18 protein-coding genes and 1 pseudogene are annotated in these 24,895 nt (G+C 67.5%); 12 read left to right on the plus strand and 7 right to left on the minus strand.

Going from position 1 to position 24,895, the window contains the following annotated elements; all coding sequences use genetic code 11:
* Positions 1-140 precede the first annotated feature (140 nt).
* Both ACK4S2_RS08715 and ACK4S2_RS08720 read right to left on the minus strand, forming a co-directional pair.
* Positions 141-767 (minus strand): aminotransferase class IV family protein, encoded by a 627-nt coding sequence (locus ACK4S2_RS08715; RefSeq protein ID WP_409623044.1) that lies wholly within the window; start codon positions 765-767, stop codon positions 141-143.
* A complete protein-coding gene (locus ACK4S2_RS08720) occupies positions 737-1,861 on the minus strand; it encodes an aminodeoxychorismate synthase component I (protein WP_409623047.1) in 1,125 nt (374 codons plus the stop codon). Before ACK4S2_RS08720 ends, ACK4S2_RS08715 begins: the two co-directional genes overlap by 31 nt.
* Positions 1,862-2,016: 155 nt before the next feature.
* On the opposite strand from ACK4S2_RS08720, the gene carB reads away from it, so the two are divergent.
* From carB to ACK4S2_RS08760, 8 genes are all read left to right on the plus strand, one after another.
* Positions 2,017-5,346: a carbamoyl-phosphate synthase large subunit gene (gene carB, locus ACK4S2_RS08725; RefSeq protein WP_409623050.1), complete on the plus strand. Its 3,330-nt coding sequence runs from the start codon at positions 2,017-2,019 to the stop codon at positions 5,344-5,346.
* A gap of 366 nt (positions 5,347-5,712) precedes the next feature.
* Positions 5,713-7,338: a flotillin family protein gene (locus ACK4S2_RS08730; RefSeq protein WP_409623053.1), complete on the plus strand. Its 1,626-nt coding sequence runs from the start codon at positions 5,713-5,715 to the stop codon at positions 7,336-7,338.
* Positions 7,339-7,383: 45 nt separating this feature from the next.
* Entirely contained in the window at positions 7,384-8,628 is a 1,245-nt protein-coding gene (locus tag ACK4S2_RS08735) for an ABC transporter substrate-binding protein (RefSeq protein WP_409623056.1), read from the plus strand.
* A gap of 71 nt (positions 8,629-8,699) precedes the next feature.
* Positions 8,700-9,569, plus strand: coding sequence for a branched-chain amino acid ABC transporter permease (locus ACK4S2_RS08740; RefSeq protein ID WP_409623059.1), 870 nt, complete (start codon positions 8,700-8,702; stop codon positions 9,567-9,569).
* A complete protein-coding gene (locus tag ACK4S2_RS08745) occupies positions 9,566-10,606 on the plus strand; it encodes an ABC transporter permease subunit (RefSeq protein ID WP_409623062.1) in 1,041 nt (346 codons plus the stop codon). Before ACK4S2_RS08740 ends, ACK4S2_RS08745 begins: the two co-directional genes overlap by 4 nt.
* Positions 10,603-11,331, plus strand: a complete 729-nt coding sequence (locus ACK4S2_RS08750; RefSeq protein ID WP_409623065.1) for an ATP-binding cassette domain-containing protein — start codon at positions 10,603-10,605, stop codon at positions 11,329-11,331. The genes ACK4S2_RS08745 and ACK4S2_RS08750 overlap by 4 nt, the downstream gene beginning before the upstream one ends.
* Entirely contained in the window at positions 11,328-13,706 is a 2,379-nt protein-coding gene (locus ACK4S2_RS08755; RefSeq protein WP_409623068.1) for an amidase, read from the plus strand. The genes ACK4S2_RS08750 and ACK4S2_RS08755 overlap by 4 nt, the downstream gene beginning before the upstream one ends.
* Positions 13,706-15,418: an AMP-binding protein gene (locus ACK4S2_RS08760; protein WP_409623071.1), complete on the plus strand. Its 1,713-nt coding sequence runs from the start codon at positions 13,706-13,708 to the stop codon at positions 15,416-15,418. The genes ACK4S2_RS08755 and ACK4S2_RS08760 overlap by 1 nt, the downstream gene beginning before the upstream one ends.
* A 23-nt stretch (positions 15,419-15,441) precedes the next feature.
* On the opposite strand, the gene ACK4S2_RS08765 is transcribed toward ACK4S2_RS08760, so the two are convergent.
* The 4 genes from ACK4S2_RS08765 to ACK4S2_RS08780 all read right to left on the minus strand — a co-directional run bounded on the left by ACK4S2_RS08765 (position 15,442) and on the right by ACK4S2_RS08780 (position 19,266).
* Positions 15,442-16,521, minus strand: coding sequence for a M24 family metallopeptidase (locus tag ACK4S2_RS08765; RefSeq protein WP_409623074.1), 1,080 nt, complete (start codon positions 16,519-16,521; stop codon positions 15,442-15,444).
* Complete coding sequence (locus ACK4S2_RS08770) at positions 16,518-16,979, minus strand: GAF domain-containing protein (protein ID WP_409623077.1); 462 nt, start codon at positions 16,977-16,979, stop codon at positions 16,518-16,520. Before ACK4S2_RS08770 ends, ACK4S2_RS08765 begins: the two co-directional genes overlap by 4 nt.
* A 63-nt stretch (positions 16,980-17,042) precedes the next feature.
* Positions 17,043-18,629: an ABC transporter substrate-binding protein gene (locus ACK4S2_RS08775; protein WP_409623080.1), complete on the minus strand. Its 1,587-nt coding sequence runs from the start codon at positions 18,627-18,629 to the stop codon at positions 17,043-17,045.
* A 37-nt stretch (positions 18,630-18,666) separates the two neighbouring features.
* Positions 18,667-19,266 carry a helix-turn-helix domain-containing protein gene (locus ACK4S2_RS08780; RefSeq protein WP_409623083.1) on the minus strand — a complete coding sequence of 200 codons (600 nt, stop codon included), beginning with the start codon at positions 19,264-19,266 and terminating at the stop codon, positions 18,667-18,669.
* 95 nt (positions 19,267-19,361) lie between these two features.
* Between ACK4S2_RS08780 and ACK4S2_RS08785 the strand changes: the two genes are divergently transcribed.
* Genes ACK4S2_RS08785 through ACK4S2_RS08800 form a run of 4 tightly spaced genes read left to right on the plus strand, consistent with a single transcriptional unit; the run spans position 19,362 to position 22,865 of the window.
* On the plus strand, positions 19,362-20,402 hold the full coding sequence (locus ACK4S2_RS08785) for an ABC transporter permease (protein ID WP_409623086.1): 1,041 nt from the start codon (positions 19,362-19,364) through the stop codon (positions 20,400-20,402).
* Positions 20,399-21,301 (plus strand): ABC transporter permease, encoded by a 903-nt coding sequence (locus ACK4S2_RS08790; protein ID WP_409623089.1) that lies wholly within the window; start codon positions 20,399-20,401, stop codon positions 21,299-21,301. The genes ACK4S2_RS08785 and ACK4S2_RS08790 overlap by 4 nt, the downstream gene beginning before the upstream one ends.
* Positions 21,298-22,134, plus strand: coding sequence for an ABC transporter ATP-binding protein (locus tag ACK4S2_RS08795; protein WP_409623092.1), 837 nt, complete (start codon positions 21,298-21,300; stop codon positions 22,132-22,134). Before ACK4S2_RS08790 ends, ACK4S2_RS08795 begins: the two co-directional genes overlap by 4 nt.
* Positions 22,131-22,865: an ABC transporter ATP-binding protein gene (locus tag ACK4S2_RS08800; RefSeq protein WP_409623095.1), complete on the plus strand. Its 735-nt coding sequence runs from the start codon at positions 22,131-22,133 to the stop codon at positions 22,863-22,865. The genes ACK4S2_RS08795 and ACK4S2_RS08800 overlap by 4 nt, the downstream gene beginning before the upstream one ends.
* A 12-nt stretch (positions 22,866-22,877) precedes the next feature.
* Here ACK4S2_RS08800 and ACK4S2_RS08805 read toward each other — a convergent pair.
* Positions 22,878-24,886 (minus strand): annotated as a pseudogene (locus ACK4S2_RS08805) (FAD-dependent oxidoreductase).
* Positions 24,887-24,895 lie beyond the last annotated feature (9 nt).

The raw sequence follows: 24,895 nt of genomic DNA on the forward strand, positions 1-24,895 counted from the left end.
TGAACAGCGACCCGCTCGCCTCGTCCGTCCCGCGCATCATCACCCCCACCGTTGTCGTGCAAAGGGTGAAACATGTTCCTAACTCCGGGTCGAGGGCTGACTTCTTCAGCAGCCTGCTAGGGCACGCGGCCGGCGCGGGCTCAGGCCGGATGCGCCGGCATCAGCCCCCGCAGGGCATTGCCGACCCAGAGCCGGACATGGGGCAGGTCGGACACCTTCAGCACCGCCTCGCGGCAGGCGCCCGTCGCCAGCAGTTCGGCCCGCAGACAGCCGGGCAGGCAACCACAGGACAGGGGCGGGGTGCATAGCCCCTGCCCGGCATCGAAGAAAAGGTTGGTGATCGTGCCTTCGCAAAGCTCGTCGCGGGTGTTGGCATAGATCAGTTCGTCCACGCCTTGGGGCAGCACGGCGCGGTCGGCATCATAGCGGGCGCGGCGGGTGGATTTGACGCGCAACCACGGATCGGCAGGGTCGAGCCGCACCGCTGCCAACCGGATGCGCCAGGCGGCCGTGGCCGGCGGCAGGGGGGCCACCGTCACCGTGGCGCCGTCTGGCCCCGACAGCAGCCGCACCCGCTGCGCCTGCCCCGGCGCCACGACCGCTTGCAGCAATGGCACAGGGTCCAGCGGCGCCCAGCCAAAACCCGCCCGCCCCGCCGCGTGCCGCGCCAGATGCCGGCGCAGCAACGGAAAGGCCGCACCATCCCACAGCAACGTCTCGATCAGCGCCACGCCGCTCAGGTCAAGGTGGCGAAACGGGCTTTCCACAGCGCCTCCTCCCATTCGCCAGCGGCGGTCGAATCGGCCACCACGCCGCCACCGACGTTCAGCACCGCGCGCCCGTCGGGAAACAGGCTGACCGTGCGGATGGTGACGTTGAAGCTGGCATCCCCGCCGGGGGCCATCCAGCCCAGGGCGCCGCAATAGGCCCCCCGCGGGAGAGGCTCGACCTCGCGGATGATTTCCATCGCGCGGATCTTGGGCGCCCCGGTCACCGAGCCGCAGGGAAACAGCGCCGCCATCAGCGGCGCCATGCCGCCTTGCCCCGGCCGCAGGCGCCCGACCACCCGGGAAATCATCTGATGCACCGTGGCATAGCTTTGCACATGGAACAGCGCCGGCACCCGCACCGACCCGACCGCGCAGACCCGGCTGAGGTCGTTGCGCAAAAGATCGACGATCATCAGGTTTTCCGCCTGCCCCTTGTCGCTGTCGCGCAGCGCCTGGGCCAGCGCGGCATCGCGCTGCGGGTCGGGGTCGCGCGGCGCGGTGCCCTTCATCGGGCGGGTTTCCACGGCATCGCCCGCCACCCGCAGGAACAGTTCCGGCGACCGCGACAAGACCACCGGCCCTTCGCCCAGATCGGCCATGCCGCCATGCGGCACCGATTGCCGGGCGCGCAGCGCGGCGTAAAGCCCGCGGGCATCGCCCGACCAGCGCGCCGCCATCGGGAAGGTCAGGTTGACCTGATAGATGTCGCCTGCGGCGATATAGGCGGCCACGCGGTCGAAGGCCGCCTGATACTGCGCGCGGGTGACCATCGGTTCCGGCCGGGTCAGGTTGCCTGCAGCGGCGCCCTCCAGCCACCCCGCCGCCGGCAGCGGGCGATCGAACAGGCCAAAGGCCAGCAGCGGGCCTTCGGGCGCGCGAAACCCCGGCCGCAGACGTGGCTCCAGCACGTGCCCCGCCTCGTAACCGATCCAGCCGGCAACCCAAAGCCCGGCCGCGCGCGCCGCATCCAGTGCGGCCAGGGCGGGTGCCACCTCCTCGGGGCTGCAGGCCACGACCACCCGGCGCGGCGCGGCAAAGACGGCCGGTTCCCCGCCCGGCCCATCCTCGACCAACACCCACCCGTCGCTCATGCCGCCCCCTCGCGCCTGCCCCGAGCCGCCTATCACACCCACCCCGCGCTGCCGAGCCATGTCCGACACGCAATCCGCCTTTTGCGCCACCGAACAGGCTTGCACGTGGGGGCGCGGTAGCTATAACGCCGGACAATTTGCGCAAGGGGTCCGTCATGCCGAAAAGAACCGATATCTCCTCGATCATGATCATCGGTGCCGGTCCCATCGTGATCGGCCAGGCCTGCGAGTTCGACTATTCCGGCGCGCAGGCGTGCAAGGCGCTGAAGGAGGAAGGCTACCGCGTCATCCTCGTCAACTCCAACCCGGCCACGATCATGACCGACCCGGGGCTTGCCGACGCCACCTACATCGAGCCCATCACCCCCGAGGTCGTCGCCAAGATCATCGAGATAGAGCGCCCCGATGCCCTGCTGCCCACGATGGGCGGCCAGACCGGCCTGAACACCAGCCTGGCGCTGGCGGACATGGGCGTGCTGGAAAAGTTCGGGGTGGAGCTGATCGGCGCCAACCGCAAGGCCATCGAGATGGCCGAAGATCGCAAGCTGTTCCGCGAGGCGATGGAGCGCATCGGCCTGGAAAACCCCAAGGCCACCATCATCGCCGCCCCGAAACTGCCGAACGGCAAGTACGACATCGCCGCCGGCGTGCGCGAGGCCGTTGCCGCGCTGGATTACGTGGGCCTGCCCGCCATCATCCGCCCCGCCTTCACGCTGGGCGGCACCGGCGGCGGCGTCGCCTACAACCGCGACGACTACGAAGCCATCGTCAAATCGGGGCTGGAGGCCAGCCCCATGGCGCAGGTGCTGGTCGACGAATCGCTGTTGGGCTGGAAGGAATACGAGATGGAGGTGGTGCGCGACCGCGCCGACAACGCCATCATCGTCTGTTCCATCGAAAACGTCGATCCGATGGGCGTGCATACCGGCGACAGCATCACCGTTGCCCCGGCCCTGACGCTGACCGACAAGGAATACCAGATCATGCGCAACGGCTCCATCGCCGTGCTGCGCGAGATCGGGGTGGAAACCGGCGGATCCAACGTGCAATGGGCGATCAACCCGCGCGATGGCCGCATGGTGGTGATCGAGATGAACCCGCGGGTGTCGCGCTCGTCCGCGCTGGCATCCAAGGCCACCGGCTTCCCCATTGCCAAGATCGCGGCGAAACTGGCCGTGGGTTACACGCTGGACGAGCTGGACAACGACATCACCAAGGTCACGCCCGCCAGCTTCGAGCCGACCATCGACTATGTCGTGACCAAGATCCCGCGCTTTGCCTTCGAGAAGTTCCCCGGGTCGGTCCCGAACCTGACGACCGCGATGAAATCGGTGGGCGAGGCGATGGCCATCGGCCGCACCATCCACGAATCGCTGCAGAAGGCGCTGGCCAGCCTGGAAACCGGCCTGACCGGCTTTGACGAAATCGCCATCCCGGGCGCCCCCGACCGCGCCGCAATTTCCAAGGCGCTGTCCGAAGCCACCCCCGACCGGCTGCGGGTCATCGCCCAGGCGATGCGCTATGGGTTTTCCAACGACGACATCCAGGCGATCACCGCCTTCGACCCGTGGTTCCTGGCCCGCATCCGCGAAATCATCGACACCGAGGCCGAGGTCCGCAGGAACGGCCTGCCGGTGACCGAAGCCGGGCTGCGGAGGCTGAAGATGATGGGCTTTACCGACGCGCGCCTGGCAAAACTGACCGGCCGCGACGAAGGCCAGGTCCGCCGCGCCCGCCGCAATCTGGGCGTGACCGCCGTTTTCAAGCGCATCGACACCTGCGGCGCCGAGTTCGAGGCGCAGACCCCCTACATGTATTCCACCTACGAGGCCCCGGCGATGGGCGACGTGGAATGCGAAGCCCGCCCGAGCAGCGCGAAAAAGGTGGTGATCCTCGGCGGCGGCCCCAACCGGATCGGCCAGGGGATCGAGTTCGATTACTGCTGCGTCCATGCCTGCTATGCGCTGACGGCGGCGGGCTATGAAACCATCATGATCAACTGCAACCCCGAAACCGTGTCCACCGACTACGACACCTCGGACCGGCTGTATTTCGAGCCGCTGACGCTGGAACACGTGCTGGAAATCCTGCGGGTGGAACAGTCGAAGGGCACGCTGCACGGGGTGATCGTGCAGTATGGCGGGCAGACGCCGCTGAAGCTGGCCAACGCGCTGCACGAGGAAGGCATCCCGATTCTGGGCACCACCCCCGACGCCATCGACCTGGCCGAGGACCGCGAGCGGTTCCAGAAACTGCTGCACGACCTGGGCCTGCGCCAGCCGGTGAACGGCACCGCCCGCAGCCGGGACGAAGCCTTTGCCGTCGCGGCCGAGGTGGGCTACCCGCTGGTGATCCGCCCCAGCTTCGTGCTGGGCGGCCGCGCGATGGAAATCATCCGCGACGATGCCGGTCTGGAACGCTATATCCGCGATGCGGTGCAGGTGTCGGGCAAGAACCCGGTGCTGCTGGACAGCTACCTGTCGGGCGCGATCGAAGTGGATGTGGACGCGCTGTGCGACGGCGAACAGGTGCATGTCGCGGGCATCATGGAACATATCGAGGAAGCGGGCGTGCATTCCGGCGACAGCGCCTGCTGCCTGCCGCCGCACAGCCTCGATGCGGCGACGGTCGAGGAGCTGAAGCGCCAGACCGTGCTGATGGCCAAGGCGCTGAACGTTGTGGGCCTGATGAACGTGCAGTTCGCCATCAAGAACGGCACGATCTACGTGCTGGAGGTGAACCCCCGCGCCAGCCGCACCGTGCCTTTCGTGGCCAAGGCCACCGACAGCGCCATCGCCAGCATCGCCGCCCGGCTGATGGCGGGCGAAAAGCTTTCGGCCTTCCCGATGCGGGCCCCCTACCCTGCCGGCGTCGGCCCCGACACGCCCTTGCCGCTGGCCGACCCGCTGACGCTGGCCGACCCGCACACCCCCTGGTTCAGCGTCAAGGAGGCCGTGCTGCCCTTTGCCCGTTTCCCGGGCGTGGACCCGCTGCTGGGCCCCGAAATGCGATCGACCGGCGAGGTCATGGGCTGGGACCGCACCTTTGCGCTGGCCTTCCTCAAGGCGCAGATGGGCGCGGGCACGCATCTGCCGACCGCTGGCCGCGTGTTCGTCTCGGTCAAGGATGCCGACAAGTCCGACGCCCTGGCCGATGCTGTCCGCGACCTTTCGGCGATGGGGTTCGAACTGACCGCGACCAAGGGCACGGCCGACTGGCTTGCCGCGCGCGGAATCCGGGCCGTGCCGATCAACAAGGTCTACGAAGGACGCCCCAACATCGTCGATGCGCTGAAAAACGGCGACATCGCGCTGGTGATGAACACGACCGAGGGCGCGCAATCCATCAACGACAGCCGCGATATCCGCCGCGTCGCGCTGATGGACAAGATCCCCTATTTCACCACCGCCGCCGGCGCCATTGCCGCCGTGGCCGCAATGAAGGCCCGCAGCGAAGGCTACGGCGTCCGCACCCTGCAAGGCTAGGGCAAGCGGGCCCGCACGCGCGTGGTGAATCGGGGCGGCACAGAGGTTTGCGCCGCCCCGATCTGCTTGACAGTCAAGCTTTTGCCTAAAAAATAGTCAAGCCGCACCGAGGCCCAACCTCAAGTTGCCCTTGCGGCAACCGAACCGCGACGCCTTGCCGTGGCATCGCCGCAAGGCCGAACAAGTATTTTTCAGTCAAAACATCGACTTGCGCACAGTGTCGCCGCATGCGGCAGGCATTTTCGCCTATCGAAACGCAACAGTCTGATTGACAAAGATTTTCCCCGCTCCTTAGCCTGCACCTCAGCGCGTTCGAGTAGCCGACCGCCGTAACCGCGGCACATGTCCACCGACCGAGGGCCACCCATGACCTGGTTCGTCACCGCCGTTGTCGTTCTTGTCGTCGCCGTTCTGGTGATCCTGTTTCTCAACCGCTATTACCGCAAGGCCTCGCGCGAGGTCAGCGTGGTGCGCACCGGGGCGGGGGGGCAGCGGATCGTCCTGGATGGCGGCTGCATCGCCTTGCCCTTCCTGCACAAGGTGGCCGAGGTGAACATGCGCACCACCCGGCTGGAAATCGAGCGTCTGGGCCCGAAGTCGATCATCACGCGGGATCGTCTGCGCGTCGATGTGGCCGCAGAATTCTACGTGCGCGTGATCGCCAGCCGCGAAGGCGTTGCAACGGCCGCGCAGGCGCTGGCCGGCAAGTCGTTTCGCGCCGCCGAACTGGCCGAAACGCTGGAAGGCAAGCTTGTGGACGCGATGCTGTCGGTTGCCGCCCGCTACACGATGGACGAATTGCAGGACAACCGCGGCGCCTTTGCCCGCGAAGTCTCGGATGCGCTGCGCGACAACCTGGCGCAGAACGGGTTGATGCTGGAATCGGTGTCGCTGACACGCATCGACCAGACCCCGTTTCATGCGCTGGACGAAAACAACGCCTTCAACGCGCTGGGGATGCGGCGCCTGGCCGAAATCATCGCCGTGAACAAGAAGGAACGCGCCGCGATCGAGGCGGATGCCGAAGTGGCCGTGCGGCAAAGCCAGCTCGACGCCACCAAGCGCAAGCTGACGATCAGCCGCGAGGAAGAAGAGGCGATGATCGTCCAGCAGCGCGAGATCGAGATCGCGCGCTCGCGGTCGATCGCCGAAACGGCCGAGGAACAGGCCGCCAGCGAAAAGCGGCGCGAGGCCGCGCGCATCGCGCGCGAACGCGAGGTGCGCCTGACCGAGATCGAGAAAGACCGCGAACTGCGCCGGCAAGCGCTGGCCGCCGATCTGGCAACCGCGCTGGCGAAATCCGAAAATACCGTTCAGCTCGCGGCCAAGCGCGCCGAGGAAGCCCAGGCCGAAGCCGCCGCCATCGCCGCGAAGGCCGCCGAGGCCGAGGCCGAAGAACGCGTGCGCACCATCCGCGAACAGGCCGCGGCCGAAAGGGAAAAGGCATTGGCCCTGATCCGCGCTGCCGAACAGGCCGAGGTGGACGATACGCGCGTGAAGTCCGAGGTCGGCACCCTGCTGTCGATGGCCGAAGCCGAAGCCCGCGCGACGCTGGAGCGGGCCGAAGCGCAACGAAAGCGCCTGCTGGCCGAGGCCGAAGGGCGCGCCGCGGTGATCGCCGCCGAAAACGCCCAGTCGCCGGAACTGATGGCGATGAAACTGGATGAGGCGCGGCTCAAGGCCTTGCCCGACGTGGTGGAACGCCTGCTGAAGCCGGCCGAAAAGATCGAAAGCATCCGCATCAACCAGATCACGGGCATCGGCGGCGCCTCGGGCGGCGGCGGCACGGCAGAAGGCGGCGGCAGCACCGTGAATCAGGTCGTCGATGGCGTGCTGTCGATGGCGCTGCAGCTTCCGGCCGTTCAGCGGCTGGGCGAGGAAGTGGGGATGAACATCGGCGACGGCGTGCGTGGCCTGGCCGCGCAGCTGGACCGCCGCGGTGTCGCGCGCGGCGCCGACGACAAGGGCGACAAGCCCGCTGAAAAGGCCTAGGGCTACGCATCGCCCCGGCACCAACCCCAGACAGGAGATATGGAAATGGCACTATCCCGCAGACAGTTCGTCGTCGGCACTTCGGCCTTTGCCCTGGCCTCGCCCGCCCTGATGGGGCGCGCGCAGGATGCGACGATCAAGATTGCCTCGATCCTCGACCTTTCGGGCGGGCTCGATATCTACGGTGCCCCGATGGACGTGATGACCCGCCTTGCGGTGGATGACATCAACGCCGCGGGTGGCCTGCTGGGCCGCAAGGTCGAGCTCAAGACCTATGACGCGCAATCCTCGATCCAGCTTTACACCCAATACGCCACCGAAGCCGCCGCGGGCGAGCGGGTGGCCGCCGTGCACGGCGGCATCACCTCGGCCAGCCGCGAGGCGATCCGCCCGACGCTGGGGCGGTTCAAGACGCTGTATTTCTACAACACCCAGTACGAAGGCGGCGTCTGCGACTACAACTGCTTCTGCACCGGCACGACGCCGGCGCAGACGGTGGCCAAGGTCGTGCCCTATGTGATGAAAAAGTGGGGCAAGAAGGCCTACATCGTCGCGGCCGACTACAACTACGGCCAGATCATCGCGCAGTGGATGCAGAAGTTCGTGGCCGACGCGGGCGGCGAGACGCTGGCGGTGGAATTCTTCCCGCTGGACGTCACGAACTTCGGCCCGACCATCACCAAGATCCAGCAGGCGAAACCGGATTTCGTGTTCTCGGCGCTGGTCGGGGGAGCGCACGTTTCCTTCTACCGCCAGTATGCGGCGGCGGGGCTGAAATCCTCGATCCCGATGGCGTCGACGACCTTCGGCGTCGGCAACGAGAACATGCTGATCTCGGCGGCCGAAGGCAACGGGCTGGTGGCATCCTATTCCTACTTCGAATCGGTGCCCACGGCGAAGAACGCCGACATCCTGGCACGGCTGACCGCCAGCATGGGCGACAAGCGTCCCGGGCTGAACGAGCTGGCCGTGCGGTCCTACGAAGGCGTCATGCTGTGGGCCGAGGCGGTGAAGGCCGCCGGCACCGCCGACCGCGACCCGGTGATCGAGGCGTTGCGCACCGGGCTGACCTATGACGGCCCCACCGGCCCCCTGACCGTGGACCCGAAGACGCATCACTGCATCCAGAACGTCTATCTGGCCGAGTTGCAGGACCAGAAGTTCAACATCATCGAAACGCACGAGGCGCAGCCCCCCAGCGATACCCAGCTGGTCTGCGACCTGGTGGCCAACCCCGATCAGGCGACCTTCTATTTCGAAAACGGTCTGGCTGCCGCCGGGATCAAGTGATCCGGCCTTCGTGAACCCCGGGCCGGGGGCCTTGTCCCCGGCCTGACCGATCCGCCTGCCCGGAGGCCGTCTTGGACCTAGTCATCGCCATCGGACTGCAACTGCTCTACGGCATCGCGCATCTCGCGCTCATCAGCCTCGGCCTTGCGATCATCTTCGGCATGATGCGGGTCATCAACCTGGCCCATGGCGAATTCCTGATGCTGGGGGGCTATACCGTGGTGGTTTCCACCAACGCCGGGGTCAACATCTGGCTGGCGATGCTGGTTCTGGCGCCTCTGGTGGTGGGAATCGTCGGCGTGGTGGTCGAACGGCTGCTGATCCGCTGGCTTTACGGCCGGATGGTTGACACCCTGCTGGCGACCTGGGGCCTGTCGCTGCTGCTGATCGGGATCGTGACATCGGTGTTCGGCGCCTCCACCGCCAGCACCATCGCGCCGCCCCTGGGCGTGGTTCGGATCGGGGACTATTCCGTTTCGGGCTACGAGATGTTCCTGATCTGCGTGACGGCGGTGCTGCTGCTGGCGGTCTGGGCGACGCTGCGCTTTACCCGGCTGGGGCTGCTGGCACGCGGCACGATGCAGAACGCGCAGATGGCTTCGGCGCTGGGGGTCTCGACCAATCGCATCTACATGGTCACCTTCGGCCTCGGCGCCGCGGTCACGGGGCTGGCCGGCGGGTTGCTGGCGCCGGTGACCGGCGTGTTGCCCACGATCGGGGCCACCTACATCGCCAAGGCCTTCATCACGGTGATTTCCGGTGGCGCGGCGATTCTGGCAGGCACGGCGGCAGGCTCGGTGCTGCTGGGCGGCATCAACGGCATTGTCACCTTTCTGTCCGGCCCGACCTTCGGCGAGGTTGCCTTGCTGCTGACCGCCATCGTGCTGTTGCGCCTGATGCCGCGCGGCATCACCGGCCGCTTCTTTCGGAAATCGCTATGAGCGCGGAGAGCTGGCGCCAGATGCGCCCCGCGCTGGCATGGGCGCTGATCGGGGTGGTGTTCATGGTGGCGGCACCGCAGGTGCTGGCGCTGTTCACCATCATCAACCTGACCACGGCCATCGCGCTGGCGGTTCTGGCACTCAGCCTTGCGCTGATCTGGGGGCACGGCGGGATCCTGTGCTTTGGCCAGGTCGCGTTCTTCGGGCTGGGGGCCTATGTCTACACCATCTCGGCGATCAACTTCGGCGGGTCGACCTGGGCCATCCTGCTGGCGGTCGTGCTGACCTCGGCCTTTGCGGCGGCGCTGGGGTATTTCATCTTTTACGGTCGCGTGTCGGACGTGTATCTGGGCGTCATCACGCTGACGGTGACGCTGATCCTGTTTTCGCTGATCCGCCGCACCTCGGGCCCGGAATACAAGATCGGCAAGGCGCTGCTGGGCGGCTTCAACGGGGTCACGGCGCCGCCCTTGAACCTGCCGTGGGATGCGCGCGCCTTCCTCTTTCCCGAACAGGTGTTCTACGTGGCGATGGCCGCGCTGATCCTGTGCTATCTGTTTGCGGCCTGGCTCATGCACACGCGTTTCGGCCGGGTCTGCGCCGCCATCCGCGAAAACGAGGTGCGGGCCGAGCTGCTGGGCTATGACGCGCGCGCCTACAAGCTGGGCATCTTCACCATCGGCGCCGGCATTGCCGCCATCGGCGGCGTGCTGTTCGCAAACGGGGTCGGTCGGGTCACGCCCGACGTGTTCAGCCTGTTCAACGCGGCGCTCACGATCATCTGGGTGATCGTCGGCGGGCGCGGGACGCTGATCGGGCCGATCGGGGCCACCTTTGCGCTGTTCTACCTGACCAGCGCGCTCGGGGGGCAGTCGGTGCTGAACAACAACCTCGTGCTCGGCATCATCCTGATCGTCTTCGTGCTGCTGGTGCCGCGCGGCGTGGCGCCCACGGTGGCCGATTGGGTGCAGGGCCGGCGCAAGGGCGCGCCGGTGCGCCAGCGCCGCCGCCGCAGCCAGCCGGAGGACCGGGCATGACCCGCAACCGCGGCGAAACCGTCGTCGAAACGCGCGACCTGTGCATGCACTTCGGCGGGGTGCGCGCCGTCGAAGGGGTGAACTTCACCTTGTTCGACAAGGAGTTGCGCTGCCTGATCGGGCCGAACGGCGCGGGCAAATCCACCTTCTTCAAGTGCCTGACGGGGCAGCTTGTGCCCACTTCGGGCGAGGTTCTGGTGCGCGGGCAGAACGTGACGGGCTGGGAAAGCCACCAGATCGCCAGCCTTGGCATCGGGATCAAGACCCAGGTTCCCAACGTGTTCGACGGGCTGACGGTGGACGAAAACATCTGGCTTTCGGCCCGCCGCTGGCATGGCGAGGCGCGCGCCCGCAGCCTGACCGCCGAAACCATCGAGCGCCTGCGCCTGGGCGACATCCGGCGCAAGCTGGTGGGGCGGCTGGCGCATGGCCAGCGGCAATGGGTGGAGCTTGGCATGGTGGTGGCGGCCGAACCCTGGCTGGTGCTGCTGGATGAACCCGCCGCCGGCATGACGCACGAGGAAACCTTTCGCACCGCCGAGCTGATCGAGGAGATCAACAAGACCGCGGCCCTGATCGTGGTGGAACACGACATGCAGTTCATCCGCATGATTTCCCGCAAGGTGACGCTGTTCCACGAAGGCCGCATCCTGATGGAGGACACGATGGACGCGATTTCCGCCGACAAGCGGGCGCGCGAAATCTATCTGGGGCACCGGGCATGAGCGTGCTGCTGAAGGTCTCCGGCCTGCGGGCGGGCTATGGCCGGGTGCCGGTGCTGCATGGCATCGACCTGCACGTGAACGAAGGCGAGATCCTTGGCGTGCTGGGCCATAACGGCATGGGCAAGAGCACGCTGCTGAAAACGCTGATGGGCATCGTGCCCGCCACCGGCGGCAGCATGGTCTATGACGGGCAGGATCTGGTCGGTGTGCGGTCCTCGGGGCGGGCGCGGTTGGGCATCGGCTATGTGCCGCAGGGCCGGGGGATTTTCCCCAACCTGACGGTGCGCGACAACCTGCGCATGGGCGTTGCCGCGCATGACATGGACGAGGACGCCGCCATCGACCGCGTGCTGGGCGACTTTCCGCGCCTCGTGCGTCTGCTTGACCGCGACGGCGGCGCGCTGTCGGGGGGCGAACAGCAGTTGCTGGCGCTGGCGCGCTGCCTGATCGCGCAGCCCGACCTGATCCTGCTGGATGAACCGACCGAAGGCATCCAGCCCTCGATCATCGACGAGATCATCGAGACGCTGAAGGCCCTGAACCGCCGCGAAGGGCTGGCCATCGTGCTGGTGGAACAGAGTCTCGATTTCATCACCGCACTGTCGGACCGGGTGCTGCTGATCCAGAAAGGCGTGATCGTGGGCGAGGTTGCGGGCTCCGACGCCGCCGACCCCGCCCTGATCGAGGAGTTTACCGGCCTTGGTGCCAGCGCCGCGGCACGCCGCCCCGCCAGCGGTGCGGCCGCCGCCGCCGTTGCCGCCACCCACGGGGCCGCGCCCGCCAAGGCCGCCGGCCCATCCCGCCCGCAGGCGCCCGCCAAGGGCAGCGCCTCGGCCCCGCTTCAGGAAAGGATGTCCTACATGACCGTCCAGCGCCCGACCCATGCCCAGATGAAGGCCATCGTCGCCGAGCTGGGCATGAACATGTCCGACGCCCGCATCCAGGAATTCCTCGACGTGATGCAGGGCACGCTGGACGCCTACGACGTGGTGGATGCCCTGCCCGATTACCTGCCCCCGGTGCTGTATCCGCGCACCTCGGGCATCCGGCCCTTGCCGGAAGACAACCCGATGAACGCCTGGTATGTGAAGACCGAAATCCGCGGCGCACCGCGCGGGCCGCTGTTGGGCCGCTCCGTGGCGCTGAAGGACAACGTGTGCCTGGCCGGCGTGCCGATGATGAACGGCGCCTCGACGCTGAAAGGCTATGTGCCCGACATCGACGCTACCGTGGTCACGCGCCTGCTGGATGCCGGCGCCACCATCACAGGCAAGGCGCATTGCGAATACTTCTGCCTTTCGGGCGGCAGCCACACCAATGCGACCGGCCCGGTGCACAACCCGCACCGGCACGGGTATTCCGCTGGCGGGTCATCCTCGGGCTCGGCGGCGCTGGTCGGTGCGGGGCTGGTGGACATGGCCATCGGCGGCGATCAGGGCGGGTCGATCCGCATGCCGGCCAGCTGGTGCGGCATCTACGGCATGAAGCCGACCCACGGCCTTGTGCCCTATTCCGGCATCATGCCCATCGAGACGACCATCGACCATGCCGGGCCGATGACGGCGAATGTCATGGACAACGCCCTGATGCTGGAGGTGATCGCCGGTGCCGATGGCCTCGACCCCCGGCAATACGACGTGCGCACCGACCGCTACACCGCTGCCGTCAACCGCGGCGTATCGGGCCTGCGCATCGGCGTGCTGAAGGAGGGGTTCGGCCATGCCGGGTCCGAACCCGATGTCGATGCCAAGGTGCGCGCCGGGGCCGAGCTGTTCCGCAAGCTGGGGGCCACGGTGGACGAGGTTTCGATCCCCTGGCACCTGCACGGGCTGGCGATCTGGACCCCGATCGGGCTGGAAGGCCTGACCAACCAGATGATGATCGGCAACGGCATGGGCACCGGGTGGGAAGGGCTCTATACCACCTCGCTGCTCGACTATCACTCCAACTGGCGCAGCCGGGCGGACGAACTTTCCGACACGCTGAAGATTTCCATGCTGGTCGGCCAGTATCACCTCAAGCACACCCGCGGGCGCTATTACGCCAAGGCGCAGAACCTGGCGCGGCAGTTGCGCGAACAGTACAACCGCATGCTGGCGTCCTATGACCTGCTGCTGATGCCGACGACGCCGATGAAATCCACGCCCTTGCCGCCGCCCGATGCCTCGCTGGCGTTGTGGTGCCAGCGCGCCTTCGAGATGCTGCCCAACACCGCCCCCTTCGACGTGACCGGCCACCCGGCCATGTCCATTCCCTGCGGCATGTCGCAAGGGTTGCCCGTGGGCCTGCAACTGGTGGGGCGCCGTTACGAGGAAAGCACGATCTACCGCGCGGCCGGCGCCTTTGAACAGGCCGGCGACTGGCGGCGCATGTAATGGCCGCGCGCCTGACCGACCGACCCGGCATCGTGCCGCAAAACGGCCTGTCGCATGTGGCAGGCGCGACCTCCCGCCCGCTGCTGGAGGCCACGATCCCCGCCTTTCTGGCCGAGGTCGTGCGCCGCCACGGCCCCCGCACGGCGGCCGTGTTCCGCGCCACCGGCGACCGCTGGAGCTATGAGGACTTCGCCCGTCTGGCCGACCGGCTGGCCGCGGGGCTGCTTTCGATCGGGGTTTACAAGGGCGACCGGGTGGGCATCTGGGCGCCGAACCGCCCCGAATGGCTGCTGGCACAGTTCGCCACCGCCCGGATCGGCGCGATCCTGGTGAACATAAACCCGGCATACCGGGTGGCAGAGCTGGAATATGCCTTGAACAAGGTCGGCGTATCCACGCTGTTGCTTGCCCCGCAGTTCAAGACATCGGACTACCTCGGGATGCTGGCCGAGCTTGCGCCGGAACTGGCCGGGGCCGTGCCGGGGCGTTTGCACGCCAGGCGCCTGCCCGACCTGCGCCGCGTCGTGCAGCTTGGCCCGAACCCGCGCCCGGGCGCCTATGGCTTTGCCGAGGTGATGGACCGCGGCGGCAAGGCACCGCGCTCGCGGCTGGATGCAATTTCGGCCGGGCTGAAACCCGACGATGCGATCAACATCCAGTTCACCTCCGGCACCACCGGCGCGCCGAAAGGCGCCACGCTGAGCCACCGCAACATCGTCAACAACGCCATTTCCACCGCCCGCGCCATGCGGCTGCAACCGGGCGAAGGGCTGTGCATTCCGGTGCCGTTCTATCATTGCTTCGGCATGGTGCTGGGCAACCTGGCCGCCTGTTCCTATGGTGCCAGGATGGTGATCCCGGGCGAAGGCTTCGATGCCGGCGAAACGCTGGCGGCCATCGCGGCCGAAGGTTGCGCCGCGGTGCATGGCGTGCCCACCATGTTCTCGGCCATGCTGGACCATCCCGATTTCGCCCGATACGACCTGCGGTCCTTGCGCACCGGCATCATGGCCGGCGCCCCCTGCCCAGAACCGCTGATGCGCCGGGTCATGGCCGACATGCACTGCCGCCAGATCACCATCGGTTACGGCATGACGGAAACCAGCCCGATCAGCTTTCAATCCGCGGTGGACGACCCGGTTTCCGTGCGGGTTTCCACCGTCGGGCGCATCCAGCCCCATGCCGAGGTGCGCATCGTCGATGACCGGGGCCGCACCCTGCCCATCGGCGCCACCGGCGAGCTGGTGACCCGCGGCTATCTGGTGATGAAAGGCTACTGGAACGACCCCGAGCGCACCGCCGAATCCATCCGCGACGGCTGGATGTATACCGGCGATCTGGCCACCATCGACGCCCAGGGCTATTGCCGCATCGTCGGCCGGTCCAAGGACATGCTGATCCGCGGCGGCGAAAACGTGTATCCGGCCGAGGTGGAGGAGTTCCTTTCGGCCCATCCGGCCATCCAGCAGGTGCAGGTTTTCGGCCTGCCCGACCCGAAATACGGCGAGGAGGTCGCCGCCTGGGTCATCCTGCGGCCCGGCGCGGCGCTGACGGCCGAAGCCTTGCGCGACTGGTGCAAGGGCCGCATCGCGCATTACAAGGTGCCGCGCTACATCCGGTTTGTCGCCGAAATGCCGCTGACGGCCACGGGCAAGCCGCAGAAATTCGTCATGCGCGATGCGATGATCGCCGAGCTCGGGTTGAAGGGTTAGCCCCTTCAACCCGTTGTGCGGTTTCAGGACGCCACGTGCACGTCGCGCGACAGCCCCGACAGGATGCGACAACCATCGGCGGTGACAACGGCGACTTCCTCCAGCCGGATGCCGAAGCGGCCGGGCAGGTAGATGCCGGGTTCCACGGTAAAGACCATGCCTTCTTCCAGCAGCAAGGGGTTGGTGGCGGTCATGTAGGGGGGCTCGTGAACCTCCGACCCCAGCCCGTGCCCCGTGCGATGGGTGAAGAACGCGCCATAGCCTGCCGCCGCAATCACGCCGCGCGCCGCGTCGTCTACCGCATGGGCCGGCACCCCGGGGCGGATCGCCGCCAGCGCCGCCTGCACCGCCGCATCGACCACGGCATGCACCTCGGCATAGCCTTCGGGCAGGTGGCCCACCGCCGCCATGCGGGTGATGTCGGAGTAATACCCGCCCTTGCGGCCGCCGATGTCGACGACCAGCACATCGCCGGGCTTCAGCACCGTGTCCCCGGTGTGGTGATGCGGAAAGGCCGAATTGGCCCCGGCGCCCACGATGGCGAATTCGCAGCGCGCGCCATGCGCGGCAAAGGCGGCGCGGGCGGCATCGGCCAGGTCGGTTTCGGTCATCCCCGGCCGGATCGCGGCGCGCACCGCGATTTGGGCAAGGTCGGCGATGCGCGCGTTTTCGGCCAGCGCGGCCAGTTCTGCGGCATCCTTGACCATGCGAAGGGCGCCCAGGGTTTCGCTGGCAAAGCCCCGCGCCACGTTGGGCAGGCTGTCGAGCAGCAGCAGCGCATGGTCGGCGCGCATCGCCTCGTCCAGGCTGACGCGGCGCGGGTTGGGGGCGACCGCCTGCAAGGCGGCCTCCAGCGCGGCGGCCGGGCCGGTCGCATCGGTCCAGTCCCAGAACGGCAGGTCGGTGTGCTGGCGCGCATCGGCGGCGTTCAGCCCCGGCATGACGAACCCGGCCTTGTCCGGGCCGACCAGCAGCAGGCAGGCGCGTTCGTCGGGGTGCGGGGCAAAGCCCAGCAACCATTGCATGTGCGCACCGGGTGCCAGCGCGACCAGGCCGGTTCCGGTGGCCTGCATCCGCGCCCTCAGGCGGTCGAGCCGGGTCATGCCGGGTTCTCCATCGGCACTTGCGCCATCGCCGCCAGCAACGCCGGGCGATGTTCGGCCACCAGACGCTCCAGCACCGCGACGCGTTCGGGGGTGAAATGGCCGGCCGCGTCCAGCACGTTCACCGTGCCCACAACCTGCGTTCCGTCCGACACCGGGATGTTCAGGGCGGATTCGCACCCCAGCGCGTTGATGAGCGCGTGATCGGAAAAGTAGATCGCAAACTCCGGCGTGGAATTGGCCACAAAGCTGCGCCCGCCGTCGATCACCTGCACCGACCAGGCATCCGAGCGCATGGGCTTGGTGCCGGTCGCCGGATAGGCGTCGGGGTGCGAAGTATAGGCCCGACGCGCCAGCCCCGCCTTGCGGTCCAGCACGGTCACGGTGAAAAGCCGGGCCCCGGCGGCGGCATCGGCCGCAGCATGCAGGGCCGCAAAAGCGGCATTCGGGTCGGTCATGGCGAAACTTTCGGAGGCGAGAAGGCCCGGGGGCGGCGGAGTGCCGCCCCCGGCTTGTGCGGGTCAGTTCTTTTCGACCAGCCGGTAGAAGACGTAGTCGGCCGAGGCGCCGTTGACATAGCCCTTCACCTTGTCGGCCATCGCCACCTGCTTGATGGCCTGGAACATGATGACGAAGGGGGCTTCGTCCTGCATCGCCTTCTGAAGCTCGACATACATCTGCAGGCGCTTTTCCGGGTCTTGCTCGGCCAGCGCCGCCATCGTCTTGGCGTTGATTTCGGCCGGCGGCATCCAGGCGTTGCGCCAGGTGGTGGTGGACACGTACTTGTCGTCCGAGTTGTCGGCGTTATAGGCGAACGCCTTGGCGTTCGAATGCGGGTCCATGAAGTCGGGGCCCCAGTACAGCAGCATCCCCTGATGGGTCCGCGCGCGATACTTGGTGATGACCTGCGCCCCCGTGCCCGGCAGGATTTCAAAGTTGATGCCCGCCGGCGCAAAGGTCTGCTGCAGGCTGGCCGCGATATCGGTGAAGGGGGCCGAGTTGATGACATCCAGCTCGATCTTCAGCGGCAGCTGCACCCCGCCCTCGGCCAAGATCTGCTTGGCCTTTTCCAGATCGTAGGAATAAGGCGTATCGTTCAGCGCGCCGGGGAAGCCTTCGGGCCAGAAGGCCTGGTGCACCTGCATCTGGCCTTTCAGGAAGCTGTCGGCCATGCCCTTGTAATCCACCAGATAGCGCGCGGCTTTCCACAGGGCCGGGTTCTGCAGGGCCTCGGTCTTCTGGTTGAAGCTGAACCAGTGGACAGCGGTTTGCGGATAGGTTTCCACCTTGATCGCGGCGTTGCCCGACAGGCCCGCGACCTGGTCGGGGGTCAGGTTCTTGGCCATGTCCACGTCGCCCGATTCCAGCAACAGGCGCTGGGTGGCGGCTTCGGCCACGTGCCGGATCAGCACTTGTTGCATCTTGGGTGCGCCGCCCCAGTAGTCGGGGTTGGCTTCCAGCATCATCGCCTCGCCGGGCGAAAAGCGCAGCAGTTTGAACGGGCCGGTGCCGGCGCTGTTCTGGTTCATCCAGGCGTGGCCCATGTCGCCGTCCTTGGCGTTGGCCATCGCGGTTTCGACATCGACGATTGTGGCCGGGCGCGAGGCCAGCACGTTCAGCACGAACGAAGGCGCAAAGTCGCCTTTCCAGCGCACGGTCACGGTGTTGCCGTCGGCGGTGACCATTTCCTCGATGTTGTCGGCGGTCCAGCCCAGGTTGGCCAGAATGAAGGACGGGGCCTTGTTCAGCACCAGAACGCGCTTCCAGCTGCCCACCACATCGGCGCCGCGCAGCGGGTTGCCGGAATGGAACTTCACGCCTTCGCGCAGCTTGAACACCGCGGTCTTGTTCGCCGCGTCGATTTCCCAGCTTTCGGCCAGGCCGGGCGACAGGGTGGTGGTGTCGGTCGCGTTGTATTGCACCAGCTGGTCGTAGGTGTTGGTCACATATTCGCCCGAGCTGAACTCGTAGGCGGTGGCCGGGTCGATGGTGACGATGTCGTCGATGTTCTGCGCGATCACCAGCGCGGTGTCGGGGGTAGCGGCCATCGCCGGGGCGGTGGCCAGCGCGATCAGGCTGACCGCAAGCGTGGTTCTGAGAAAGGACATGAGGGTCTCTCCTGTGGTGTGCCGCAGCTTGTCCCCGCTACGAGCTTTCGGGGGATCGTCCGATCAGGCGCGGCGAGGTGCCTGTCCACAACAGACGGGCAGGCACATCGCCCACGTTGGCAAAGGAATGAGGCGTATCACCCATGAAATGCAGGCTGTCGCCGGGGTGCAGCACGAAGGCGGCTTCGCCCAGGGTCTGGCGCAGGGTGCCTTGCAGCACATAGATCAGCTCCTCGCCGGTATGGGCGATGACCTCCGAGGCGTAGCCGACAGGAATCTCGATGATGAGCGATGACAGCGTGCCGCCAGGCAGCGTGGTGTTGATCCGCTCGTAGCGCAGCGAGGTGTCGGCGATGGCAAAGCTGGGCCGTTCGCCGGCGCGGGTGATGCTGTCGGACGGGCGCGGGGTGGCGATGAACCAGTCGATATCCACGCCCAGCGCGGCGGCCAGACCGGCCAGGGTGCCCAGCGATGGCGTCGCCTTGTCGCGTTCGACCTGCGACAGGAACCCGACCGAGATCCCGGCCTGATCGGCCAGCGCCTGCAACGTCAGCCCCGCCTTGCGCCGCAATTCGCGGATGCGGCCGCCGAAGGCCGGCGGCTGGGCAGGTTCGGGCTGGCGCATCGGTTCGGACATGGCTACCTCCCACGGGTCACAGGCTAGTAAAAAAATTTTGCCAAGTCAAAAAAATTTGTTACGCTGGCAAAAATCATCCACGGAGACTGCTGCCCATGTCCCAGGCCCTGACACCACGGCTTGCCCGGCCGTTGCTGGCGCTCGGCGGGTTCGGCCTGACCATCGCGGCAACCTTTCTTGGCCTGCTCGCCATCACCTTCGTCATCGGACGGGTGGTGCCGATCGACCCGGTGCTGGCGGTGGTGGGCGACCGCGCCAGCAAGGAAACCTATGATGCCGTGCGCACGGCGATGGGGCTGGACGACCCGTTGATCGTGCAGTTCGGGCGCTATGTCTGGGCGGTCCTGCAAGGCGATCTGGGGCAATCGGTGGGCACCGGGCGCGCTGTGGCCACCGATCTGGCCCGGGTGTTTCCGGCAACGCTGGAAATGGCCACCCTGGGCATCCTGATCGGGGTGGCGGTGGGCGTGCCGATGGGCGTGCTGGCGGCCGCGCGGCAGGGCTCGTGGGTGGATCAGGTGATTCGCGTCGTGGGGCTTGCGGGCTATGCAATTCCGGCGTTCTGGCTGGGGCTGGTGGGGCTGGTGCTGTTCTATGCCAAGTTGCGCTGGGTCGGCGGCCCCGGGCGAATCGACCTGTTCCTGGACGGCATGGTGCCGGTGCGCACCGGCCTGTTGCTGGTTGACAGCGCGCTTGCCGGCAACTGGAACGCCTGGCGCAGCGCCTTTTCGCATATCGTGCTGCCGGCGACGATCCTGGGGTTCTTTTCGCTGGCCTACATCGCGCGGATGACCCGCAGCTTCATGCTGGAACAGCTGGGGCAGGAATTCGTCACCACCGCGCGGGTCAAGGGCGTGCCCGAGCGCGTGGTGATCTGGCGGCACGCGTTTCGCCCGATCCGGGTGCAACTGCTGACGGTTGTAGGCCTGTCCTATGCCGGCCTGCTGGAAGGATCGGTGATGATCGAGACGGTGTTTTCCTGGCCCGGCATCGGCAACTACCTGACGACGGCGCTGCTGAACGCCGACATGAACGCGGTGCTGGGCGCCACGCTGGTGATCGGCGCGGTCTTCATCGGCATCAACAAGGGGTCGGACCTGCTGTATCGGTTGCTGGACCCGAGGGCACGGGCATGATTTCGCGCGCATGGCTTTTGTCGGACGATCCCGAAACCCGGGCCCAGGCGCGGCTTGGCCAAGGTTACAGGCTGGCGCGCGACCTGGCGCGCAACCCGCTGGCGATGGTGGGGCTGGCGATCATCGTGGCCCTGCTGGTCGTGGCAGCTCTGGCGCCCTGGCTTGCGCCCTATTCGCCGACCGAAGGGATGCTGGCCAATCGCCTGCAGCCCCCGTCGGCCGCACACTGGATGGGCACCGACGAACTGGGCCGCGATATCCTGTCGCGGGTGATCCACGGCGCACGCATCACGCTGGTGATCGTGCTGCTGGTGGCGGTGATCTCGGCCCCGCTGGGGCTGATCGTCGGGGCGGTGTCGGGATATTTCGGCGGCTGGGTCGACCGCGTGATGATGGGGCTGACCGACATTTTCCTGTCGATGCCGCGCCTGATTCTGGCGCTGGCCTTTGTCGCGGCACTTGGCCCCGGTATTGAAAACGCGGTTATCGCCATCGCCATCACCGCCTGGCCGGTCTATGCCCGCATCGCCCGCGCCGAGGTGCTGACCTTTCGCAAATCCGACTTCATCGCCGCCGTGCAGATGCAGGGCGCCAGTGCGGCGCGCGTGATCGGGCTGCACGTGCTGCCGCTGTGCATGTCGTCGTCCATTGTCCGGGTGACGCTGGACATGGCCGGCATCATCCTGACCGCGGCCGGTCTGGGCTTTCTGGGTCTGGGCGCGCAGCCGCCCTTGCCGGAATGGGGCGCGATGATTTCCAAGGGGCGGGCCTTCATCCTGGATCAATGGTGGGTCGCCACCATGCCCGGCTTTGCCATCGTGATCGTCTCGCTCGGGTTCTGCCTGTTCGGCGACGGCTTGCGCGATGTGCTGGACCCCCGCCAAAGGAGCAAGGGATGACCCTGCTGTCTGTTCAGGATTTGCGCGTCAGCTTTCCCGACCGCCAGGGTGGCCGGGTGGAGGTAGTGCGCGGGCTGTCGTTCGACCTGGACCGCGAACGGCTGGGCATCGTGGGCGAATCGGGTTCGGGCAAAAGCATGACCGGGCGGTCGCTGATGGGGCTGATCGCGGCCCCTGGCCGGGTCACCGCGCAGCGGATGGAGTTCGACGGCATCGACCTGACGCGCCTGTCAGACCGCGGTTGGCGCGCGTTGCGCGGGGCGCGCATGTCGATGGTGTTGCAGGATCCGAAGTTCAGCCTGAACCCGGTGATCCGCATCGGCGACCAGATCGCCGAGGCGCTGGAGTTCCACACCCGCCTGTCCGCCCGCGCCCGCCGCGCCAAGGTGCTGGAGGCGCTGGAGGCCGTGCGCATCGAAGACCCCGAGCGCGTCGCCCGCCTGTTCCCGCACGAGGTGTCGGGCGGCATGGGCCAGCGGGTGATGATTGCCATGATGGTGGTGCTGGAACCCGACCTGATGATCGCCGACGAACCCACCAGTGCGCTGGATGTGTCGGTGCGCGAACAGGTGCTGGCAATCATGGACGATCTGGTGCGCCGCCGCGGCATGGGGCTGATGCTGATTTCCCACGACCTGAACATGGTGGCGCGCTGGTGCGACCGCATCCTTGTCATGTTCAACGGCCAGGTGGTCGAGGAGATCGGCCCCGGCGGGTTGCACGCCGCCACCCATCCCTACACCCGCGGCCTGATCGCCAGCCTGCCGCGACTGGACGAGGACCGCGCCGAATTGCCGGTGCTGGACCGCGCGCTGCTGGGGGCCGGAACATGATTGCAGTTCAGGAACTGACGGTGCGTTTCGGCCCGACCACCGTGTTGCACGGTGTCAGCTTCGACGTGGCGCAAGGCGAAAGCTTTGCGCTGGTGGGCGAAAGCGGGTCGGGCAAGTCGACCATCCTCAAGGCGCTGGCCGGACAGGTCGACGACTGGTCGGGCCGCATGACGGTCGGCGGCCAGCCGATCACGCGGTCGCGCACCCGCGCACAGGCCGCACAGGTGCAGATGGTGTTCCAGGATCCCTACGGCAGCCTGCATCCGCGCCGCACGGTGGACGATACCCTGGCCGAGCCGCTGGCGATCCACGGTTTGCCCGACCGCGATGCCCGGGTGCTGGCAATGCTGGATGCGGTGGGGCTGGCGCGGCGGTTCCGGTTCCGGCTGCCGCATCAGCTGTCGGGCGGGCAGCGGCAGCGGGTGGCCATTGCCCGCGCGCTGATGCTGCAACCACGGGTGCTGTTGCTGGACGAACCGACCAGCGCGCTGGACGTGTCGGTACAGGCGGAAATCCTGAATCTGCTCAAGCGGTTGCGGGCGGAACAGGGGCTGACCTTCCTGCTGGTCACGCATGATCTGCCGGTGGTCAGCTTCCTGTGCGACCGGCTGGCGGTGCTGCGGTCGGGGCGGATCGAGGAAACCGCCCCGGTCGCCCTGCTTCGCAGCCGGGCGCTGAACAGCGCCTATGGCCGCGAACTGTTGGCCCGCAGCGAAGGCAAGGCCGGCTGACCGGCGCCGCGGTCAGATATCCTTGACCAGCCGCAGCGCGTCGAAGATCGCCGCATGCGTGTTGCGGGCGGCAACCGCATCGCCGATGCGATACAGCCGGAACCCGGCCCCCCTTGGCGCTTCGGGTTGCGGGCGGCCCGCGATCAGCGCCGCATGATCGACAGCGCCCAGGTTGGCCGACAGGGGCTTGAGGTCGAAATACAGCCCGTCCAGCGGCCTGGTGCCGTTGTTGACCACCACCTGATCCACCCGGCGTTCGCGGCGCAGGTCGGTGCGGTAGTCGCTGGTCAGCGTGGCGCGCAGGGCATTGCCATCGCGCTCCACAGCCATCAGCCGCCATGCCGGGGTAAAGGTCACATCGTGGGCCTGCAACGCGCGCATATAGGGCACAAGGTTCATCCCCATCTCCTCTGGGGCAAGGCTGCGGTCCGGGTTCACCACCTCCACCTGCGCCCCGGCCTCGGCCAGCATCTGCGCGGCCTGCAAGCCGGCATGGTCGCCCGCGGCATCGAACAGCAGCACATTGCCCCCCGGCTTTGCATCGCCCGACAGGATGTCCCAGGCGGTCACCGTCAGGTCGTCGCCGGTGGCCAGCCCGGCGGTGTCGGCCAGCCCGCCGGTGGCGACGATCACCACATCGGGGGCCAGGGCCAGAACATCGGCCGCCTCGGCCCAGCAGTCGAACCGGAACTCGACCCCGCGGGCCGCGCATTGCGCCATGCGCCAGTCGATGATCCCGATCATCTCGGCCCGGCGCGGGCTGCGCGCGGTCAGGCGCACCTGCCCGCCGGGTTGGCTCGCGGCCTCCAGCACCGTGACGCGGTGGCCGCGTTCGGCGGCCACACGCGCAGCCTCCGGTCCCGCCGGGCCCGCGCCGAGGACCACCACATGCCGCCGGACCGGCGCCGGCGCGATGGCATGCGGCATCCCTTCGGACTCGCGCCCCGTGGCGGGGTTGTGGATGCAAAGCGCCATGCCGCCCTGATAGATGCGGTCCAGGCAATAGGTGGCGCCGACGCAGGGGCGGATATCGGCCTCGCGCCCTTCGACGATCTTGCGCACGATATGGGGGTCGGCCATGTGGGCCCGCGTCATGCCCACCATGTCCACCTGCCCGCTGGCCACGGCGTGCCGCGCGGTGGCGACATCGGGGATGCGCGCCGCGTGAAACGTGGGCAGGCCCACCTCGGCCCGGATGCGGCCGGCGAAATCCAGATGCGGGGCGCTGCACATGCCCTGCACCGGGATCACGTCGGTCAGGGCCGCGTCGGTGTGAATGCGCCCGCGGATGATGTTGACGAAATCCACCAACCCCGCGTCGCGGAAGCGGCGGGCCAGCTCTACCCCTTCGTCCGCCGTGATGCCGCCCGGGTCCACCTCGTCGGCGGTATAGCGCAGGCCCAGCAGGAAACCGGGGCCGACGCGCCGGCGGCATTCGGACAGCACGGCCTGCGCAAAGCGGATGCGATTGTCGAAGCTGCCCCCCCAGGGGTTCGCCCATGCTGTTGGTCAAGGGGCTGATGAACTGGTCCATCAGGTGGCCGCAGCAGTCGAACTCCGCCCCATCGAGCCCGGCCGCGGCCATATGCTCGGCCGCGTCGGCATAGTCCTGCACGATGCGGTCGATATCCCAATCCTCGATCACCTTCGGATAGGCGCGGTGCACGGGCTGGGGCATCGGACCGGGGGCCACCACGGGAAGCCAGTCGCCCCGGTCCCAGCGGGTGCGGCGGCCAAGGCGCGTCGGCTGGATCATCACCGCCGCCCCGGCCTCGTGGCAGTCGTCGGCCGGGCGGCGCATCCAGCGCACCACCTCGTCCTTCCAGGCCAGCACAATGTTGAAGGCCGGCGGTCATGGTCAGCGCCACCCCGGCCCGCGCCCGTAACAGGTGATGCAGGCGGTAACGGTCCCCGGGCATGCCGTCTTCGGGATAGGCCGGTTCATGGCTGGTGGTCATGATCCGGTTGCGCAGAGTCAGGTGCCTGAGGCGCCAGGGCTGCAACAGGGGGTCATTCGTCATCGGCAACGG

Origin of the sequence: Gemmobacter sp. (genome assembly GCF_046292685.1) — a bacterium.
Lineage (GTDB): Bacteria > Pseudomonadota > Alphaproteobacteria > Rhodobacterales > Rhodobacteraceae > Wagnerdoeblera.

What these genes read in the sequence shown, in the direction of transcription:
- ACK4S2_RS08720 (WP_409623047.1), bottom strand. Translation starts at nt 1,861, where the DNA reads ATGAGCGACGGGTGGGTGTTGGTCGAGGATGGGCCGGGCGGGGAACCG.
- carB (WP_409623050.1), top strand. Translation starts at nt 2,017, where the DNA reads ATGCCGAAAAGAACCGATATCTCCTCGATCATGATCATCGGTGCCGGT.
- ACK4S2_RS08730 (WP_409623053.1), top strand. Translation starts at nt 5,713, where the DNA reads ATGACCTGGTTCGTCACCGCCGTTGTCGTTCTTGTCGTCGCCGTTCTG.
- ACK4S2_RS08735 (WP_409623056.1), top strand. Translation starts at nt 7,384, where the DNA reads ATGGCACTATCCCGCAGACAGTTCGTCGTCGGCACTTCGGCCTTTGCC.
- ACK4S2_RS08745 (WP_409623062.1), top strand. Translation starts at nt 9,566, where the DNA reads ATGAGCGCGGAGAGCTGGCGCCAGATGCGCCCCGCGCTGGCATGGGCG.
- ACK4S2_RS08750 (WP_409623065.1), top strand. Translation starts at nt 10,603, where the DNA reads ATGACCCGCAACCGCGGCGAAACCGTCGTCGAAACGCGCGACCTGTGC.
- ACK4S2_RS08755 (WP_409623068.1), top strand. Translation starts at nt 11,328, where the DNA reads ATGAGCGTGCTGCTGAAGGTCTCCGGCCTGCGGGCGGGCTATGGCCGG.
- ACK4S2_RS08760 (WP_409623071.1), top strand. Translation starts at nt 13,706, where the DNA reads ATGGCCGCGCGCCTGACCGACCGACCCGGCATCGTGCCGCAAAACGGC.
- ACK4S2_RS08765 (WP_409623074.1), bottom strand. Translation starts at nt 16,521, where the DNA reads ATGACCCGGCTCGACCGCCTGAGGGCGCGGATGCAGGCCACCGGAACC.
- ACK4S2_RS08770 (WP_409623077.1), bottom strand. Translation starts at nt 16,979, where the DNA reads ATGACCGACCCGAATGCCGCTTTTGCGGCCCTGCATGCTGCGGCCGAT.
- ACK4S2_RS08775 (WP_409623080.1), bottom strand. Translation starts at nt 18,629, where the DNA reads ATGTCCTTTCTCAGAACCACGCTTGCGGTCAGCCTGATCGCGCTGGCC.
- ACK4S2_RS08780 (WP_409623083.1), bottom strand. Translation starts at nt 19,266, where the DNA reads ATGTCCGAACCGATGCGCCAGCCCGAACCTGCCCAGCCGCCGGCCTTC.
- ACK4S2_RS08785 (WP_409623086.1), top strand. Translation starts at nt 19,362, where the DNA reads ATGTCCCAGGCCCTGACACCACGGCTTGCCCGGCCGTTGCTGGCGCTC.
- ACK4S2_RS08790 (WP_409623089.1), top strand. Translation starts at nt 20,399, where the DNA reads ATGATTTCGCGCGCATGGCTTTTGTCGGACGATCCCGAAACCCGGGCC.
- ACK4S2_RS08795 (WP_409623092.1), top strand. Translation starts at nt 21,298, where the DNA reads ATGACCCTGCTGTCTGTTCAGGATTTGCGCGTCAGCTTTCCCGACCGC.
- ACK4S2_RS08800 (WP_409623095.1), top strand. Translation starts at nt 22,131, where the DNA reads ATGATTGCAGTTCAGGAACTGACGGTGCGTTTCGGCCCGACCACCGTG.